Annotated in this window: 18 protein-coding genes; 5 read left to right on the top strand and 13 right to left on the bottom strand. The window is 42.8% G+C overall.

Features of this window, described 5'->3' with window-relative positions:
* Positions 1–269 precede the first annotated feature (269 nt).
* Positions 270–1154, bottom strand: a complete 885-nt coding sequence (locus tag ACZ07B_RS20695; protein ID WP_464877626.1) for a nucleotidyltransferase-like protein — start codon at positions 1152–1154, stop codon at positions 270–272.
* 207 nt (positions 1155–1361) lie between these two features.
* Between ACZ07B_RS20695 and ACZ07B_RS20690 the strand changes: the two genes are divergently transcribed.
* Positions 1362–1715 (top strand): YgzB family protein, encoded by a 354-nt coding sequence (locus ACZ07B_RS20690; RefSeq protein ID WP_014479226.1) that lies wholly within the window; start codon positions 1362–1364, stop codon positions 1713–1715.
* A gap of 34 nt (positions 1716–1749) precedes the next feature.
* On the opposite strand, the gene perR is transcribed toward ACZ07B_RS20690, so the two are convergent.
* Entirely contained in the window at positions 1750–2187 is a 438-nt protein-coding gene (gene perR / locus ACZ07B_RS20685; RefSeq protein WP_003223285.1) for a peroxide-responsive transcriptional repressor PerR, read from the bottom strand.
* A 122-nt stretch (positions 2188–2309) separates the two neighbouring features.
* Positions 2310–2783 (bottom strand): thioredoxin-dependent thiol peroxidase, encoded by a 474-nt coding sequence (gene bcp, locus ACZ07B_RS20680; RefSeq protein WP_029726836.1) that lies wholly within the window; start codon positions 2781–2783, stop codon positions 2310–2312.
* 151 nt (positions 2784–2934) lie between these two features.
* Here bcp and ACZ07B_RS20675 point away from each other — a divergent pair, with 151 nt between their 5' ends.
* Positions 2935–4224, top strand: coding sequence for a glutamate-1-semialdehyde 2,1-aminomutase (locus tag ACZ07B_RS20675; RefSeq protein ID WP_464877625.1), 1290 nt, complete (start codon positions 2935–2937; stop codon positions 4222–4224).
* Positions 4225–4444: 220 nt separating this feature from the next.
* Positions 4445–5506, top strand: a complete 1062-nt coding sequence (locus ACZ07B_RS20670) for an aromatic acid exporter family protein (RefSeq protein ID WP_014479224.1) — start codon at positions 4445–4447, stop codon at positions 5504–5506.
* Positions 5507–5582: 76 nt separating this feature from the next.
* Here ACZ07B_RS20670 and ACZ07B_RS20665 read toward each other — a convergent pair whose 3' ends face one another.
* The 5 genes from ACZ07B_RS20665 to fabL all read right to left on the bottom strand — a co-directional run bounded on the left by ACZ07B_RS20665 (position 5583) and on the right by fabL (position 9594).
* Complete coding sequence (locus tag ACZ07B_RS20665; RefSeq protein WP_009966836.1) at positions 5583–7325, bottom strand: ABC transporter ATP-binding protein; 1743 nt, start codon at positions 7323–7325, stop codon at positions 5583–5585.
* A gap of 86 nt (positions 7326–7411) precedes the next feature.
* On the bottom strand, positions 7412–7942 hold the full coding sequence (gene ntdP / locus ACZ07B_RS20660; protein ID WP_003223272.1) for a nucleoside tri-diphosphate phosphatase: 531 nt from the start codon (positions 7940–7942) through the stop codon (positions 7412–7414).
* A 143-nt stretch (positions 7943–8085) separates the two neighbouring features.
* Positions 8086–8346 carry a YgaB family protein gene (locus ACZ07B_RS20655; RefSeq protein ID WP_003242708.1) on the bottom strand — a complete coding sequence of 87 codons (261 nt, stop codon included), beginning with the start codon at positions 8344–8346 and terminating at the stop codon, positions 8086–8088.
* Positions 8347–8518: 172 nt separating this feature from the next.
* A complete protein-coding gene (sspE, locus tag ACZ07B_RS20650) occupies positions 8519–8773 on the bottom strand; it encodes a gamma type acid-soluble spore protein SspE (RefSeq protein WP_003233541.1) in 255 nt (84 codons plus the stop codon).
* 68 nt (positions 8774–8841) lie between these two features.
* Entirely contained in the window at positions 8842–9594 is a 753-nt protein-coding gene (gene fabL, locus ACZ07B_RS20645; RefSeq protein ID WP_003223262.1) for an enoyl-[acyl-carrier-protein] reductase FabL, read from the bottom strand.
* Between the two features lie 81 nt (positions 9595–9675).
* On the opposite strand from fabL, the gene ACZ07B_RS20640 reads away from it, so the two are divergent.
* Complete coding sequence (locus tag ACZ07B_RS20640) at positions 9676–9900, top strand: hypothetical protein (RefSeq protein WP_003233542.1); 225 nt, start codon at positions 9676–9678, stop codon at positions 9898–9900.
* 7 nt (positions 9901–9907) lie between these two features.
* Here the strand turns inward: ACZ07B_RS20640 and mutY are convergent, their stop codons facing one another.
* Complete coding sequence (gene mutY, locus ACZ07B_RS20635) at positions 9908–11017, bottom strand: A/G-specific adenine glycosylase (RefSeq protein ID WP_464877624.1); 1110 nt, start codon at positions 11015–11017, stop codon at positions 9908–9910.
* A gap of 215 nt (positions 11018–11232) precedes the next feature.
* Between mutY and ACZ07B_RS20630 the strand changes: the two genes are divergently transcribed.
* Positions 11233–12216, top strand: coding sequence for a metal-dependent hydrolase (locus ACZ07B_RS20630; protein WP_014476212.1), 984 nt, complete (start codon positions 11233–11235; stop codon positions 12214–12216).
* Here ACZ07B_RS20630 and ACZ07B_RS20625 read toward each other — a convergent pair.
* From ACZ07B_RS20625 to spdL, 4 genes are all read right to left on the bottom strand, one after another.
* A complete protein-coding gene (locus ACZ07B_RS20625; RefSeq protein ID WP_464877623.1) occupies positions 12209–14794 on the bottom strand; it encodes a YfhO family protein in 2586 nt (861 codons plus the stop codon). The two genes, ACZ07B_RS20630 and ACZ07B_RS20625, sit on opposite strands and share 8 nt — an antisense overlap.
* 71 nt (positions 14795–14865) lie before the next feature.
* Entirely contained in the window at positions 14866–15855 is a 990-nt protein-coding gene (locus tag ACZ07B_RS20620; RefSeq protein ID WP_003244113.1) for a glycosyltransferase family 2 protein, read from the bottom strand.
* A 232-nt stretch (positions 15856–16087) separates the two neighbouring features.
* On the bottom strand, positions 16088–16948 hold the full coding sequence (ephM, locus tag ACZ07B_RS20615) for an epoxide hydrolase EphM (RefSeq protein ID WP_014479220.1): 861 nt from the start codon (positions 16946–16948) through the stop codon (positions 16088–16090).
* 1 nt (position 16949) lies between these two features.
* The gene (gene spdL, locus ACZ07B_RS20610) at positions 16950–17267 is read right to left on the bottom strand and encodes an SdpC immunity protein SpdL (RefSeq protein WP_021481164.1); all 318 of its coding nucleotides are present in this window, start codon (positions 17265–17267) and stop codon (positions 16950–16952) included.
* Between the last annotated feature and the right edge of the window lie 10 nt (positions 17268–17277).

Raw genomic sequence — 17277 nt, 5'->3', positions numbered from 1 at the left:
CATCCTGCGGCGACACCTGTGTGACCTGCGTCGTGCAGGCCCTAGTTTGACTGACTACGCACATCGCTGTGCGATTTTTTTAAAACTGAATTAACAGGTACGTTTTGTCTTGTTTAGTTTTCAAAGATCATTTTCACTTCTTGTTGAAGCGACTTTATTAATATAACATTTTGACTTTCTTTTGTCAAATGTTTTTTTGATTTATTTCCCCGCCGCTGTGAGCTTGTTTTCTCAGAAGCGCATCAGCGACGTTTAATAATATAACACGGTCAAGAATCAGAGTCAACACCTTTTTTAAAAGAATATCCTCGGTGATAGACAGCCTGTCCTTTCGTTTCTATCTGGCAGACGTTGATAAGTCCCTTTTCCGTCAAGTAATCAAGCATAACGCCAAGATCTTGGGTAAAGTGCTTTAGGTCATGATGTTGAAGAAGCTCACCGAATTGCCAAATGTCTTTTTCTTTCATTAATTCGAAAAGATGCGCCGAACCGATCTCGGCTTTGGAATGGATGAGAAAATCATTTGCTAAGAATAATAATTCAAGTCTTTTTTCCAGGCTCTCATGACTTTCAATCAGCTCGGAATATAATTTGTACACTTGCGGCTCCATCTGGCGCACTTGGCTCCACACCGTGGTTTCGGGATGGAATCCTCTGTCGATTACTTCAATACGTGCTAAATGATGCAGCGCATGAACAACGGCATTGTAGGCATCTAAAAATTGATTGGCTTCAAAAAAAGCTTTCCCTTCAACATACCTTCTGATTAATTTGCCGTATTCGAGTCCGATCTTCAGTTTACGTTCGGCAAACGGAAATGTATTCAGCCTGTCAATCAGTTCAACTACGTATTCATTACGGTCAAACAAGACTCTGCCATTTACAATCCAATCTATGATTCTTCTATTTGTTCCAAGCAAAATCCATTCTTGAATCTGAGAATCTGTTACCACATGCAAAGAAGCTGTTTGATGATCAAATTCATAATGCTTTATAAAAACTGGCTCATCAGCATCCTTTACAATCACCAGCAAAGCTGCATCAAAGTTATCTGTTAAGGAAGATGTTTTGTTTCTTCTCTCAATCATAATGACAGCCAATGTATTGGGGTGACTTGCTCTTTCTTGGTAAATTGGACGGAGAAGATTTTCCATCACTATTCCTCCAATGCAATTGTTCAAATTTTTTTATTCTCTATTTGATTCAATTCTATGGTTAAAACGAAATTCCTTTTTTCTAAACACATTGAACTATTATAAACAATTTCACAGTAAGTCTCCATAAGTAAATTCCAATTCAACCGAAAACATGAAGAAAATCCCATCGGGTTTGTGCTATAGTTAAATCAGAGGGGGATGGACATGGCGAAATACTCCAGCAAAATTAATAAAATCAGAACATTTGCGTTAAGTTTGGTTTTCGTTGGGTTTATCATTATGTACATCGGGATCTTTTTCAAAGAGTCAGTTTTGCTTTCTAGTTTGTTTATGATACTTGGGCTTTTATCCATCGGTCTCAGCACGGTAGTTTACTTTTGGATCGGAATGCTTTCGACTAAAGCGGTTCGCGTCATTTGTCCAGGCTGTGATAAAGAGACAAAGGTTTTAGGAAGAGTCGATATGTGCATGCATTGCCGAGAGCCGCTGACTTTAGATAAGGGATTAGAAGGAAAAGAATTTGATGAGTCTTATAATAAAAAGAAAATGTCGAAATAAAATAAGCTGACCGTTTCGTGCGGTCAGCTTATTTTTAATGATTTTCTTTTTTCGAACACTCTTGGCAGACGCCGTAAATTTCTAAACGGTGGTGGCTTACCTTAAAGCCCGTGACGTGGGCAGCGAGCTGTTCCACTTCATCAAGGCCCGGGTAGTGGAAGTCCACAATTTTACCGCAGTTTTCGCAAATCGCGTGATAGTGATCAGATGTCACAAAATCGAATCTGCTGGAAGCATCACCGTATGTGAGCTCTTTTACCAAACCTGATTCCCGGAACACACGCAAATTGTTATATACTGTCGCTACGCTCATGTTAGGAAATTTCCCTTCCAGAGCTTTATATATATCGTCCGCTGTTGGATGAGCCATAGAGTTAACGAGATATTCCAGAATCGCATGACGTTGAGGAGTAATGCGAACTCCGGTTTCCTTCAACGTTTCTAAGGCTTCTTTTAGTTCATGTGCAGCCATCCGTCATGCACCTCTCTTCTAAAAAAAATTCTTACATTGTAATGTTTATAATTAGTGTAACTCTTTCTACGATAATTTGTCAATTGATATCAGGGTAAAAGTAAGCATAGGCTCATAGAGATTTACTTTTCCGACATATCTTTGAGGGTTTGAAGCGCTTCGGCTACATGGTCCTTTACTTTTACTTTTCTCCATTCTTTAATGAGCCGGCCTTCTTTATCAATTAAAAAAGTGGAACGCTCGATTCCCATATACTCTTTTCCGAAGTTTTTCTTCAGCTTCCACACATCAAATGCTTCCGCCAGCTTATGCTCGTCATCAACAAGAAGCAGAAATGGAAGGTTATGCTTCTCTTTAAATTTTCCGTGTTTTTCCTGGCTGTCCGGGCTGACGCCGATAATGACGGCATCCAGTTCAGCGAAGCTTTCGTGACTGTCCCGAAAATCGCATGCTTCAGTTGTACACCCCGGTGTCATGTCCTTTGGATAAAAATAAAGCACGATGTACTTTCCTTTATAATCCGATAATTTTACTGTTTCCCCATGATCACCTTTTAACTCAAGATCAGGCGCTTTATGTCCGATTTCTATAGTCATTACGTTACCTCCGGATGTTTTTTATTAAGCGTATCCAATTCTTGTCCAGATTACAACTATCTCAGCTGAATCTGAAGCCCGAAGCCATTGTTCTTGTTCGGAAGCATGCTACAATAGAAAGGACGCATGGAGATATAGGAGGTTTTTATTCTTGCATACAAAATCAATTGAACTTCACAATGAGGCATTACAGCACATTGTCGGCGGTGTAAACAGCCCGTCTAGATCATATAAAGCAGTCGGCGGCGGTTCTCCTGTTGCAATGGAGAAAGCAAGCGGCGCTTATTTTTGGGATGTGGACGGCAACAAATACATCGATTATTTAGCGGCGTACGGTCCGATTATTACAGGACATGCCCACCCGCATATTACAGAAGCGATTAAAAAAGCGGCAGAGAACGGTGTATTGTATGGAACACCAACGAAACACGAGGTTACATTTGCAAAGATGCTCAAAGAAGCCATTCCCGCTATGGACAAAGTAAGATTCGTCAATTCGGGAACAGAAGCCGTTATGACGACCATTCGCGTGGCTCGCGCATATACAGGCCGGACAAAAATCATTAAATTTGCGGGCTGCTATCACGGGCATTCGGACCTTGTGCTTGTCGCCGCAGGCTCCGGCCCGTCTACTCTCGGCACGCCAGACTCAGCCGGTGTACCGAAAAGCATTGCAAACGAAGTGATCACAGTACCATTTAATGATATCGATAGCTATAAAGCGGCTCTTGATAAATGGGGCAGTGAAATCGCGGCGGTTCTCGTTGAACCGATTGTCGGCAACTTCGGTATCGTCGAGCCGAAAGAGGGCTTCTTAGAAAAAGTAAATGAATTGACACATAATGCAGGCGCTCTCGTTATTTACGATGAAGTCATTACGGCTTTCCGCTTTATGTATGGCGGCGCGCAGGATCTCTTACAGGTGAAACCAGATTTAACAGCACTCGGGAAAATTATCGGCGGCGGACTTCCGATTGGCGCCTATGGCGGCAAACAAGAAATCATGGAGCAGGTAGCTCCGCTAGGGCCTGCTTATCAGGCAGGAACAATGGCAGGGAACCCCGCTTCCATCCTATCAGGCATCGCTTGTCTGGAAGTGCTCAAAGAAAAAGGCGTGTATGAAAAGCTTGATCACCTTGGCGCTATGCTTGAGGAAGGCATTTTGAAGCACGCAGAAACACACGGCATCACCATTACGGTCAACCGGTTAAAAGGTGCGCTCACGGTATACTTCTCTGATGAGAAAGTCGAAAATTACGAGCAGGCTGAACGGAGTGACGGAGAAACATTCGCTACGTTTTTCAAGCTGATGCTGGAACGCGGAATTAATTTAGCACCTTCTAAGTATGAAGCTTGGTTTATTACCACAGCACATACAGAGCAGGATATTAAAGACACGCTTGCAGCGGTCGAGGATGCATTTAAATATCTTAAAAACTAGAATCAGATACCTTGAACAGGAGCTTTGAGCTCCTGTTTTTTTTATGGAATCAAACAACGTGTAAGATTTTGGTCTTTTTCTAGAAAAATAGCTTGAATATTTGTATCGATCCCTGTATATTACTTAATTGTTTAGCAAATAAACTAACCGGGAATTTTAAGGATTAGCCCATTTGCTATGTCACACAATTTACTATAGAAAGGAATGCACGCACAAACCAATGAAACTTGGTGCCCGCATTTTCAAAACCGGGATTGCGATTACACTTGCCCTTTATTTGGCTTCGTGGATCGGGCTTCCCGCGCCGATTTTCGCTGGAATTGCAGCGATATTTGCGATCCAGCCGTCGATTTACCGCTCTTTTCTCATTATTATTGACCAGGTTCAAGCAAATATCATCGGAGCTGTGATTGCCACAGTGTTCGGCCTTATTTTCGGACCCAGCCCGATTATGATCGGGTTAACAGCAGTTATTGTCATTACAATCATGCTGAAACTTAAAATTGAACATACAATTTCAATTGCTCTTGTAACAGTCATTGCGATATTAGAATCTGCCGGTGACGACTTTTTAATGTTCGCGCTGATCAGAACAAGCACAGTCATCTTAGGGGTGCTTTCTTCCTTTATCGTCAACCTTGTGTTTTTGCCTCCTAAGTACGAAACAAAGCTGATTCATAATACCGTCGAAAACACCGAAGAAATTATGAAGTGGATCAGATTGTCCATGCGGCAGTCGACAGAGCATTCGATTTTGAAAGAGGATATTGAAAAACTGAAAGAAAAAATGATCAAGCTTGATCAGACATATCTTCTATATAAAGAAGAAAGAAGTTACTTTAAGAAAACGACTTATGTGAAATCAAGAAAGCTTGTCCTGTTCAGACAGGCCATTATTACGGCAAATCGGGCGCTTGATACATTGAAGAAGCTGCATCGTCTGGAAAACGAGATCTATCATATGCCGGAAGAGTTTCAGGAAACACTGACTGAAGAACTTGATTACCTGCTTTACTGGCACGAACGGATTTTGATGAGGTTTGTCGGAAAAATCAAGCCGCATGATGACGCGGTTGAAGAAGGCATCCAGTATAAGCAGCTTTTAACAAAGTCATTTTTAAAAAATCAGCAGAATACGGATGAGGAGCTTATTGATTACAACATGCTCAATATTATGGCAAGCGCCGTGGAATATCGCGAGCAGCTTGAACATTTGGAAACACTTATCACAAGTTTTCAAACGTATCATCCGAAAGACTGCGAAATAGAAACAGAAGAGTAACCCGGTTAAACAGCCGGGTTTTTTTATACACAAAAAAATCTTATATCCTTCGTTAAAAGGATATAAGATTGATGTTTTAGTTCAAATTTTGAATGGTAAATAAATGCTTGTACTGGCTCTCATAGTCCATGAGTTCATCATGGGTTCCGATTTCAATGATTGTGCCGTTTTCCATGACAACAATCTTATCCGCATGGGTGATTGTCGATAAACGGTGGGCGACAACAAAAGTTGTTCTATCCTTCGCCAGTTTGTCCATCGCTTCTTGAATGTAATGCTCACTTTCCAAATCCAGAGCTGATGTAGCTTCATCTAAAATGAGGAGCGGCGGATTTTTCAGGAATACCCGCGCAATTGAGATCCGCTGCTTTTGTCCGCCTGAAAGCTTAACGCCTCGTTCTCCCACCCGGGTCTCATATCCTTCTGGAAAACTCATGATAAATTCATGGGCATTTGCAGCCTTGGCGGCTTCGATTATCTCTTCAAGTGTGGCATCAGGCTTGCCGATCGCGATATTTTCCCGAATCGTTTCACTAAATAAAAAGGTATCCTGAAGCACCATACCAACCTGGTTGCGAAGGCTTCTTGCTTCATAATCGCGAATATCCGTCCCATCAATCAGCAGTCTGCCGCTTGTTACATCATAAAATCTTGGGATCAGGCTGACGAGCGTTGATTTTCCTCCTCCGCTCATGCCGACGAGAGCTACAGTTTCTCCTCTATTTACTTTTAAGGATACATCATGAAGAATATTTTCTTTGTCCTTCTCATATTGAAACGAAACGTTTTGAAACTCCACTCCTCCGCGAATCTGATCGGCCTTTATCGCATTTGGTTTGTCAGTGAGTTCATAGGGCTCGTCAATAAATTCAAACACCCTGTCCATTGATGCGATTGACTGTGTCAAAGTTGTAGAGGAATTGATCAGCCTTCTAACAGGGTTGTACATTCTGTCAATATATCCGACAAACGCGACCATTGTTCCGACTGTCAGCGGTCCATTAATGACAAAATACCCGGCGCACGCTATGACGATGAGCGGCGCCAAATCTGTAATGGTATTAACGACCGCAAAGGTTTTGGCGTTCCAATTCGTGTGTCGGATGGCTTTATCTAAGAAATGACCGTTTTTCTCATTAAATTGAGCCTGTTCATGATCTTCTATCGCAAAGCTTCTGATGACAGGCATGCCTTGAATGCGTTCGTGCAAATGCCCCTGCACTTGAGCAAGAGCCTGTGAGCGCTCCCTTGTCAGCTTTCGTAAACGGCCGTAAAAATACTTCACTGATATTCCGTATAATGGGAATAATACGATAGAAATCAGCGTTAATTTAACGTCCAGTGTGAGCATGATAGAGATTACAATCAAAATCGTCAGCATATCGAGCCATATATTCATCAGCCCTGTGATGACGAAATCCTTTGTTTGTTCTACATCATTAATCACTCGGGAAATGACTTCCCCTGTTCTTGTATTCGCGTAAAAACGAAGGCTCAGTTTTTGTATATGGTCAAACAGCTTAGCTCTTATATCATAAAGCACCTTGCTGGCAGTCCACTGGGCAAAATATTGCCGGTAATATTCAACAGGCGGGCGCAAAATTAAAAATAAGGCGAACATGATCGCCATAATCGTGAACAATGACGTGGTTTTGTCACTGGCCGTGCCGCCTCCTTGAATAATGTCGTCAACTACGTACTTCAGAAGCAATGGGAGAGCAAGCGGAATGGAAAATTTGACGATCCCGATTAACACTGTAACGAAAATTTGCTTCTTATAAGGTTTGACGAATTGCATGTAGCGTTTCATAACCCCCACGTTGATTCCCCCTCTCTCTTTCTCATGATGTGTGTGAGCCCATGTGAAAAACCTGTTGTACCCCGCAACAGGTTTTTACGTAACCATTATTTTGTATAGCGCAAATACCGTTCATACCACATATCGACAAACTCGGGCGCAAACGGTCCCTGACGCTGGTGAATCCAATGGAGCAGCGTATTTAAGTAGTCTCTTAAAATACTGTCGATTTCTTTTGGATAATTCATGGCTTTCCGATGATCATCATATTCGTCTTCATCGAGAATATTGTAGGTCATGTCAGGAAAAACCTTAACATCTAAGTCATAATCAATATATTTAATTGCTTCGCCATCATAGGCAAACGGAGAACTGATGTTGCAATAATAATGAACCCCGTCTTCCCTCAGCATCCCGATGACATTAAACCATTGTCTTGCGTGAAAATAACAGATTGCGGGCTCTCTGGTTATCCATGTCCGGCCGTCTGATTCGGTTACCATCGTCCGGTCATTGGCTCCGATGACACACATTTCTGTACTTTTTAAGATTGTTGTCTCATTCCAAATTCTATGAATCAGCCCGTTGTGCTTATAGCTGTGAATTTGAATGGTTTCTCCTTCCTTGGGATAGCCCATATTTCTCCCCTACTTTCTATAAAGCCCTACAGTTAGTATGTCCAAATTTGCTTACCGACAACGTCTTTTACCTATTATAACGTTACAAATTGAAAAATGAAAATAAAAGAGCCATTCCGGCCGGGGAATGGCACATTCCTGCACTACACAAAGGAAGACGGCTTTTCTGAGCTGCGATAAGAACGAATGACCTGCTCTGTCTGCTTTTGAAACATATCCTGTATATCGGCAAGGTGTTTCCGTTTTACCGCAATTTCAGCCTGAATCCCACGCAGCCTTGCATCCCTTTCCAAATGCCGGAGTTCCGCCTCAATTTGTTTGCAGCGGTCGAGCTCTGATTGGAGATCGAGAAGCTTATCCATCGTTTTCATCTGTTCACTTACCAGCTTTTCAAATTCGGTCATCGGTTCCTCCTTCAGCCTGATGAAAGTATAAACATTTCCTCCTTTAATCATTTCGATCTCCGTAAAGCAAACCCTTTGACTCATTCTGTAGACCTTCCACAAGTTTTGTCGTTTTTCAAACAGAAAAAAGCACTTCCACCCGAAGATGAAGTGCTTTTTTCTGTTTCAGTGATTAGCTGTTTTGTTGTTTGTTTTGTTCAGCAGATTGGTTTTGCTGTCTTACCTGCTGTGCGTCAGTTTCACTAGCGAATTCAGTGCCGAATTGACCTTGTTGTCCAGCTGATTGCTGGTTTTGTTTTCTGACTTGCTGAGCGTTTGTTTCGCTAGCAAATTCAGTGCCAAATTGACCTTGACCAGCAGCTGATTGTTGGTTTTGTTTTCTAACTTGTTGAGCGTTTGTTTTGCTGAAGTTATTTGAGTTAGCCATTGTTATCACCTCCACGGTCATTAGAATGTGCAGGTGATCGTATAGCTATTCCTCTTTTTTAAAAATTTTTAAACGAGCAGTGAGCGTCCGCCGTCAACGATAATTGTCTGTCCGCGGATCATGTCAGCCTTGGAAGACACTAGAAACTCAACAGTATCAACCATGTCTTTAATTTCGACCATGCGTCCCGCCGGCGTGTTTTGGCGCGCATCCTCAAGCAGATCTTCTCTATTCGGGAAGTGTTTCAGCGCATCTGTGTCGATCGCTCCGCCTGAAACAGCATTGACGATAATTTGTTTTGGTGAAAGCTCAACGGCAAGATAACGGGTTAAAGCCTCTAATGCTGCTTTTGATACACCGACCGTGGTGTAGTTTTCAAGATAGCGGATAGAGCCTAATGAACTGATGCTGACAATATGCCCGCCTCCGTTCTTCTCCATTAGCTTGGCAGCTTCCTGAGCGCAGAAAAGCAATGCTTTCGCATTAATGTTCATCGTCCAGTCCCAGTGTGTTTCTTCTAATTCCATGACAGGTCTTAGTACTCCTGAAGCGGCATTATTGACAAAAACATCAAGTCTGCCGAACGTTTCATCAATTTGCTGAAACATTTCTTTGATTTTTGCAGGCTGTCCTACGTTTGCTTTTACGACAAGCACTTTAACGCCAAGCTTTTCGATTTCTTCCGCTGTTTCTAATGCTGCTTTTTTGCTGCGTGCATAGTTAATGACGATGTTATAGCCGTTCTCAGCAAGTCTGATCGCGGCCGCTTTTCCGACACCGCGGCTGCTTCCTGTTACGAGTGCACATTTATTTTGTTCCATTTTTCCTCATCTCCTTGTAGCGTATAGTTCTTTTATTTCCACAAACAATAATGGCAAGAACTTTAAAGGGGGTCTTCTGTTATGTATGTCGGACGTGATATGAGCGAATTGAACATGGTTTCCAAAAAAGATTGGAAGAACAGTGAACTCGCTTATTTCCATCATGCCTTTCAGCAAATTATGCCTTATTTGAACGAAGAAGGCCAATCAAAATACCGGGAATTAACGCAAGAAATTGAAGCGCGCGGCGGAATGAAGCGCAATGAAGCGGACTACAGCCACGGCACGCGCGTCTCTTACGATTAAGAATGGTTTACGGGGCAGCCGAGATGGCGGCTGCTTCTACTGCCATCCTCCAGATTTTTTGATGTGACACCGGGAACGCAAATTGTTCGAGCTCTTCTTTCGTTACTTTTTTCAGCTCGCTGGTATCCGACACTTGTTTTACTTTACCGAAAAACACTGAAATATTCCATACCAGGTGGGTGAAAACATGCTCGACTACACCTTGCAGATCACTGATATCAGCTTGTATGCCATATTCGTTTTCTAAGAAAGCAATGAGCTGTTCACGCTCAGTTTTGATCCCTTTTTGTGTTTCAAGATTAGGGAATTCCCACAGGTTGGCGAGCAAACCTTTAGCCGGCCGTTTGTGGATATACACTTGTCCGTCTTCATCAGTCAGTACGATCGCGGCCATGGTTTTGATCCCGGGCTTTTTCTTTTTGCTTTTTACCGGAAGCTCCCGTTCAGTGCCTTCATCAAATGCTGAGCAATGCTGCTGAACCGGGCATAGCAGGCATGAGGGTGATTTTGGCGTACAGATCAAGGCTCCAAGCTCCATCAAGCCCTGATTAAATTCAGATGGTTTTTCTTTGGAAATAAAAGCTCGTATGGCGTCTTCAAAGATCGTTCTTGTTTTTGGTTTGGCAATATCATCCCAAATAGAAAGAATTCTGGACATGACACGCATCACATTTCCGTCAACCGCGGGAATGGGTTTATTGTAGGCAATGCTGAGCACCGCTCCCTTTGTATAAGGGCCGACGCCTTTTAACCCGCCAAAATCTTTCTCGTCTGGAGGGACAATGCCGCCGTATTCCTGTTTCACTTCTTTTACCGCGCTTTGCAGGTTTCTGACTCGCGAATAATAGCCGAGCCCTTCCCATGCTTTCAGCACCTTTTCTTCATCAGCATCAGCGAGCGCTTCCACTGTCGGGAATTGTTCCACAAACCGCAGAAAGTAAGGAATCACTGTCTCTACTCTCGTTTGCTGCAGCATCACTTCAGATACCCATACCTTATAAGGATCTTGGTCCTCTCTCCACGGCAGAACGCGCTGCTCTCGTTCAAACCATGAGATTAAATCATCGCGAAATTGCTGTATGTCTTTTTGTTTTAATTTGTCTTCAAGTACGTTCATATGTGTTTCTCCCCAGTCTTTCGCGCCCCGCTTTTCTTTAGACTGTTTTTTGTTGTACACTAAGGGCACAGTACGATAATATGTTACATTAAATAGTAATAAAGAAAAAGCGGAAACATATGAGAACGATTGAATCAGTTTAAAAATTGGGTATATGAAAATGGGGAATTTCTTACAAAGTGAATGTGCAGGATCATCCTGCAAGGAGGTCACCTATGGATACGGGCACACATGTCGTTATGGGCATCGCACTGGGCGGTATTGCGACGCTTGATCCTGTTGTCGGATCAGATCCGGCAATGGCTCACGCTGTTATGATCGCAACGCTTGCGGGCTCTCAGGCTCCGGATATTGATACTGTGTTAAAGCTTAAAAACAATGCTGTTTATATAAGGAATCACAGAGGATTTACCCATTCAATTCCCGCCGTTTTGTTTTGGTCTGTCATCATCCCGGCGATTCTGTATTTATTTTATCCTCAGGCCGATTTTCTGCACCTGTGGCTGTGGACACTGCTGGCAGTCGTTCTGCATGTCTTTGTTGATATATTCAACGCCTATGGAACACAAGCCATTCGTCCGTTTTCGAAAAAATGGGTTGCGCTCGGGCTGATTAATACGTTTGATCCGTTTATTTTTATCAGCCATCTGGCAGCTATCGCGATTTGGTATGCAGGCGGGAGTCCCGGCATCACGTTTCTCAGCTTATATATCATATTGGCAGGCTATTACTTGGTGCGCCTGATCATGCAGCTGAGAATTAAACGGAAGCTTCATGAGATGATTCATGATGAGATCGAAAGCATTATTATTTCTCCAACGATGAAATTCAGGCAATGGCGAATCGCAGTGACGACAGCACATGCTTTCTATGTAGGAAGAAGCATGGAAGGACATGTCGTGATTCTGGATACATTTAATCGGGTGCCTGTTCCTGAAACCGATGTAATGCATGCGGCAAAGCAGGATGATAACATCGCGGCGTTTCTGTCCTTTTCTCCGGTTTACCGGTGGGAAGTGGATACGTTTAAAGATCATTATGAGGTGAGATTTATTGACCTGCGTTATCGGAGCAAAGGCCATTATCCGTTTGTCGCAATTGTTCATATCGGCCATGATCTCACAATTCGTTCATCCTATACGGGATGGATATTCAGCGAAGAAAAACTACAGAAAAAATTAAAGCTCGGCTCTATATAGAGCCGGGCTTTTTACGTCTTATATAAAAAACAGCAAGCAGCAGACTGACGAGAGATATGATCGCCGATATTTTGAAGTATGGCGGATAGTAAGTCAGCTCAATGTGATTGTCTCCCTTTTGCGCCTTGAAGCCTATAAAAGCATAATCCGCTTTTTCGATCTTCTGTGTTTTTCCGTTGATCTTCAGCTCCCAGCCTTTTTCATATGGGATCGGAAGCATGATGTACTGGTCTTTTGACAGATGATATGCAAAGGTCAGTCGATTTTTGTTCCAATTCAGTTTGTCTGCTTTCTCTGTTTTATTTTGCATTACAGCGTTTTTCAGCGTTTGGTAATTTTCTTCATAGAGCGCTATGTTTCTCAGCTCATAGGTTCCTTTCGGAAGATTGATTGAGATATGGCGTGATTTAGGCACTCTTACCGTTATATTATTTACTCCGGTTTTATATATCGATTTGTTCGATTTCCTTGTTGTGACATAATTATTTACCTTTAACGTAAATCCTTTGTCTTTTGCTTTGCTTTTCAAATAAAAGCTGACATAGTAGTCTCCCGGAGCGGATGATGGCTGTTTCGGGGTAATGATCAGCTCTCCTCCGTTTTCTCCAGTTACGGTTAGCAGCCCTTTTTGATACTGGGCTTGTTTTGCAGTGATGTCCGACTTGGTGATCAAATTGGACGGTTTTGGTGTCTGCTCCGTTTTTCCTGATGGATCTTTTAATATAATTCCTTTCAGCATCGCCTGTTCTTTCGCAAGAGCGGGCAATCGGTCCAGCTCACTTTCGCTGTATATGGCATCCGCTGTTTTTACGAATGGAAGCATGTACTGATTCTCATAAACTGCATAATGCTCTGTTTCTAAATGCTTTTTGAAGCCGTACGGGACGCTGGCTTCGTTTGTTTTTTCGGTCATATAATATTTGCCGTAAAGCAGGCTGTATAAATTCGCCCTGTCTCCCAATGACGCGTAACGGCTGACGCTTTCCCTGCCCATATCGATGCTTAAATCATTCCAATAGAAGGCCAGCAGATCTTTGTTTAAAATGCTGGAATACGCGCTGAAGCCATTAAACCCGTAAATGATTGGCGTATTATTGCGGACCCCGTTCATCCAGTCGATTCTCATGAGCGGATCATCGTCTTTCTTCTGTAAACGTCTGATGAGCTCAGATGATTCCCGCCCTCTGTATTCCTCACTTGTAAGATATTCTTTTGTCACACTGTCCAAATCGCCGCCTTCTGAGAGCGCGTATTTTTGATAGGAGTTGGCGACAAACAGCGAAGAAAGAATGATTATGCCGTACACAGCCATTTTTGCCCGTTTTTTCGCAAAAGCTGCAGCAAACAAGGCTGTGATTGTCATGAGTAAGAGCAATAGAATACTTTCATTCGCAGGCTTCCATATATCGAGCTTATACCTTTGGATATGATACAAGTAAAGAAGCAGGACGACAGCTGCGGCCGGGAGCAGTTCTTTCCGTTTCAAATCAGACAGCTGTGACAAACCAGCCGCAGCTGCTCCCGCAATGGTAAAGGCCAGAACATATTCAAACCGGTTTTGCGGGGCGGAAAAACCGTTAAAGACGCTTGCCGCATACGGACTGAAATGAAAAAGAATAAACAGCAGGCTCAATCCGGCAAAGAGACGAAACACACGGTTTTTGTAAAAAGAAATAATAAACAAAAACAGCAGAAAAGCGGCCGGCACAATGATGATCCGGCTCGAAAATAAGATATTATCATCGAAATTGAGCCACTCTATTTTCTGGCTGTATGGAGGGCGCAGGTTGTTTAAAAAACCGTATACTACGGGCACAAACGCCGCCGCACTGATGCCAAAAGAAATGAAGCCTGAAACCAGAAATAATCTGATTTGAATCCATCTTTTCTCTTCATGTGGTTCCAAACGGATCAGCCATCTGAACAGCACATAGATTCCGATGAATATAAGGTTTATGTATGCAAAGTAAAAATTATTGATTAACGTCAGCGAACACGCAACGATAAACCACGCCGGACGCCGCTCTCTAATAATTTTTTCTGCGCCAAGCACAAGCAGCGGAAGCCAAACCATTGTATCGGTGAAAAATTCCCAATACGCTTCGTGACGGAAATAAATAATTGAGACGCCGTATAACACAGCTCCCGTGAACGATGCCGCCCTGTGCTTGAGAAGATAATGAAAAACAGAAGCGGACGTAAAGATGATCAAGCTCAATTTGAAAATACTGATAAAAACAGCTGACTCTGCCCAAAAAAGCGTATCCGCTTCTCCGATCAGCTGGACGGCTTGAAGCAGCCAAACAGCGGCGGACACAGCAAGAAAAAGAAAAGACGCAGAAAAATAATAGCCGAGCTGACTGAATGTGCCGCCGCCAAGTCCGAATGAATAATTGTAGAAAAAATTCCCGTGTGTATATTGGTCAAATAATAATTTTTTAAATACGATCATTTGCGCAAGCCCGTCGCCCGGACCTGTCATATACCTGCCTTCCGCCCATTCTTTCACAAAAAAAGCGTGTGCCAGAACGGACACCAGCAAACTGGCCGCATAGATCATGATATGTTTTCTTTTCATATAAATTCTCCAGTCTTGCTTTTAAGATAATAGACACGCAAAAAAAGCACTGCCAATGGCGCTTGGTATTTTCAGTGCATTTTTGTCAGACGCCGCATGCTTTTTAATTCGTTCGTTTCAGGCAGGTCTTTGTTCGGGATATTCGCTTCTTTGATCAAATAATGCGGGCGTTTTTTTGTTTCATAATAGATTCGGCCGATATATTCGCCTATAATTCCAAGGCTTAACAGCTGTACTCCGCCGAGAAATAACACTGCTGAGATAATGGTGAAATACCCAGGCACAGAAATACCGTTAGTCAGAATTTTAACGAATGTGGCAATGATATAAATGATGGAAAGCAGCAGGATGAAAATGCCTGTATAAAAACATAATCTCAGCGGCTTATGATTAAATGAAACGACGCCGTCCATGCCGTAATTAAACAGACTGCTGAACGACCATTTGGAGGTGCCGTTTTTTCGTTCGACATTTTCATAAAATACAATTTTCTGATCAAAGCCAATCCAGCAAAAAAGACCTTTTGAGAAGCGATTTCCTTCGCTCAGCTTCAAAAGTGCATTCACAGCTTGGCGGCTTAACAATCTGAAGTCACCGACACCGTCACGCAAATCGACTTCCACCGCTTTATTAATGAACTTGTAATACATAGATGATAAGAGTGAGCGGACAAAGCTGTCCCCTTTTCTGTTCCTTTGGGCAATGACTTGGTCATACCCTTCTTCGTAGCCTTTGATAAATTCCTTCAGCAAATATGTCGGATGCTGCAGATCGGCATCCATTACAATAACCGCCTCGCCCTGAACATGCTCAAAGCCTGCCAAAATTGCGGCTTCTTTTCCAAAGTTTCGAGAAAAAGATATATATTTTACCCGGCTGCACGTCGCTGCCAAGTCTTTGATCTGCTGAAGCGTGTCATCAACACTTCCGTCGTTTATGAAGAATATTTCATAGTCATAATGAATGTTTTTAAATTCCTTTTTTAAAGATTCATGAATGAGTTTGACATTATACCCTTCATTGTAAGACGGGATAATAATCGAGATTAATCCTTGCTTCATTAAGGCACCTTCTTTTTATTATTCTTTTTAAGTATTGCCTTAGGGGAGTTTTACACAAATCTTCAGTAAGGCTATTCCTTTTTTTAAAGTCGTTTAAACCTGTTTTTTGTTACAATTTTATGGTGACATTCATGATTTTTAATGTTATTTTGTCATGTTTAAAACAGACTATGAAAAAAAACGCACAGAAAAAGTCTGCCATTATGACAGACGGATGGAGAGAAATTTTAGCTTATTGGTTCTTAAGATATTCCAAAATCAGCTGATTGACGATGGCTGGCTTTTCGTGGTTAATCCAATGGGAAGCTTCATCAACAAAGATGAGATGTCCATTCGGACAATGCCTTTCCGTCTCTTTCGCAAGCTTTCTGCTCAAAAAGCGGTCTTCCATTCCCCAGATCATTCGGTAAGGTACTGTTTCGTAAGAGGGTTTCTCTGCCAAGCTTCCTTTTCTGAGGGCTCTGTACCAGTTCAGCATAGCTGTCAGCGCGCCCGGCTGTTTCCACGCTTCTTTGTACCTGCTGACATCCTCGGATGTAAAAAGCGCGGGACGGTCGGATAATCCAATCGCTTTGTCTAATGTTTCATAATCATTTTCCCTTAGTGATGCCTCCGGTATATCGGGCAGCTGGAAGTATGCGATATACGAGCTTTTCAGCCATTGCGGCGGATAAAGCGGCGTTACGGTTTTCATGACGTGCGGGTGCGGGATATTGATCGCGATCAGTTTTTCAAGATATTCCGGGCGTGTGGAAGCCAAATGCCATGCGACAGCCCCTCCCCAGTCATGACCGATGACAATTGCTTTTTCATCAGTGAATTGCGTAATAAGCCCGATGATATCATCTCTTAATGTATCAATCCGATATGAATCAATTCCTTCCGGTTTGTCACTGAGATTGTAGCCCCGCTGATCAGGAGCAATGACCCGGTAACCCGCATCAACAAGCGGTTTGATTTGATTTTTCCAGCCGTACCAAAACTCAGGAAATCCATGGAGCAGGACAATTAACGGGCCGTCTTCCGGTCCTGCGGCTGCAACGTGGAGCGTGATTCCGTTCGTATTGACAAACTGGCATTTAACTCCGTCCACTTCAATCTCCTCCTTGACTGTGCGTCATGATTTTCAGCCTTTTCTCCGTTAGCATAAATGTTATGACACAGGCGGCAATCAGCAGGATAAGCTGAAGAATAATCAAGTTTGATCCCAGCAGCAAACCCATTCCCGCAATCACCAAGCCTGACAGGATCATTAATGATGCACTGTAACGGTTCGCTTCATTCCATAATCTTTGATCTGACATTGAGCGTCTCGTTCTGTATCCATACACACTGTTGATCGATTTGGGAGGAAACAGTTTGATCAGTATGCCCGCAATGATCATAAGCCCTCCGCCGACTAAACCCGTCATATCATCACCT

It is taken from the genome of Bacillus sp. 9.4 (assembly GCF_055486415.1).
This window is presented reverse-complemented; position numbering and strand designations above follow the sequence as displayed.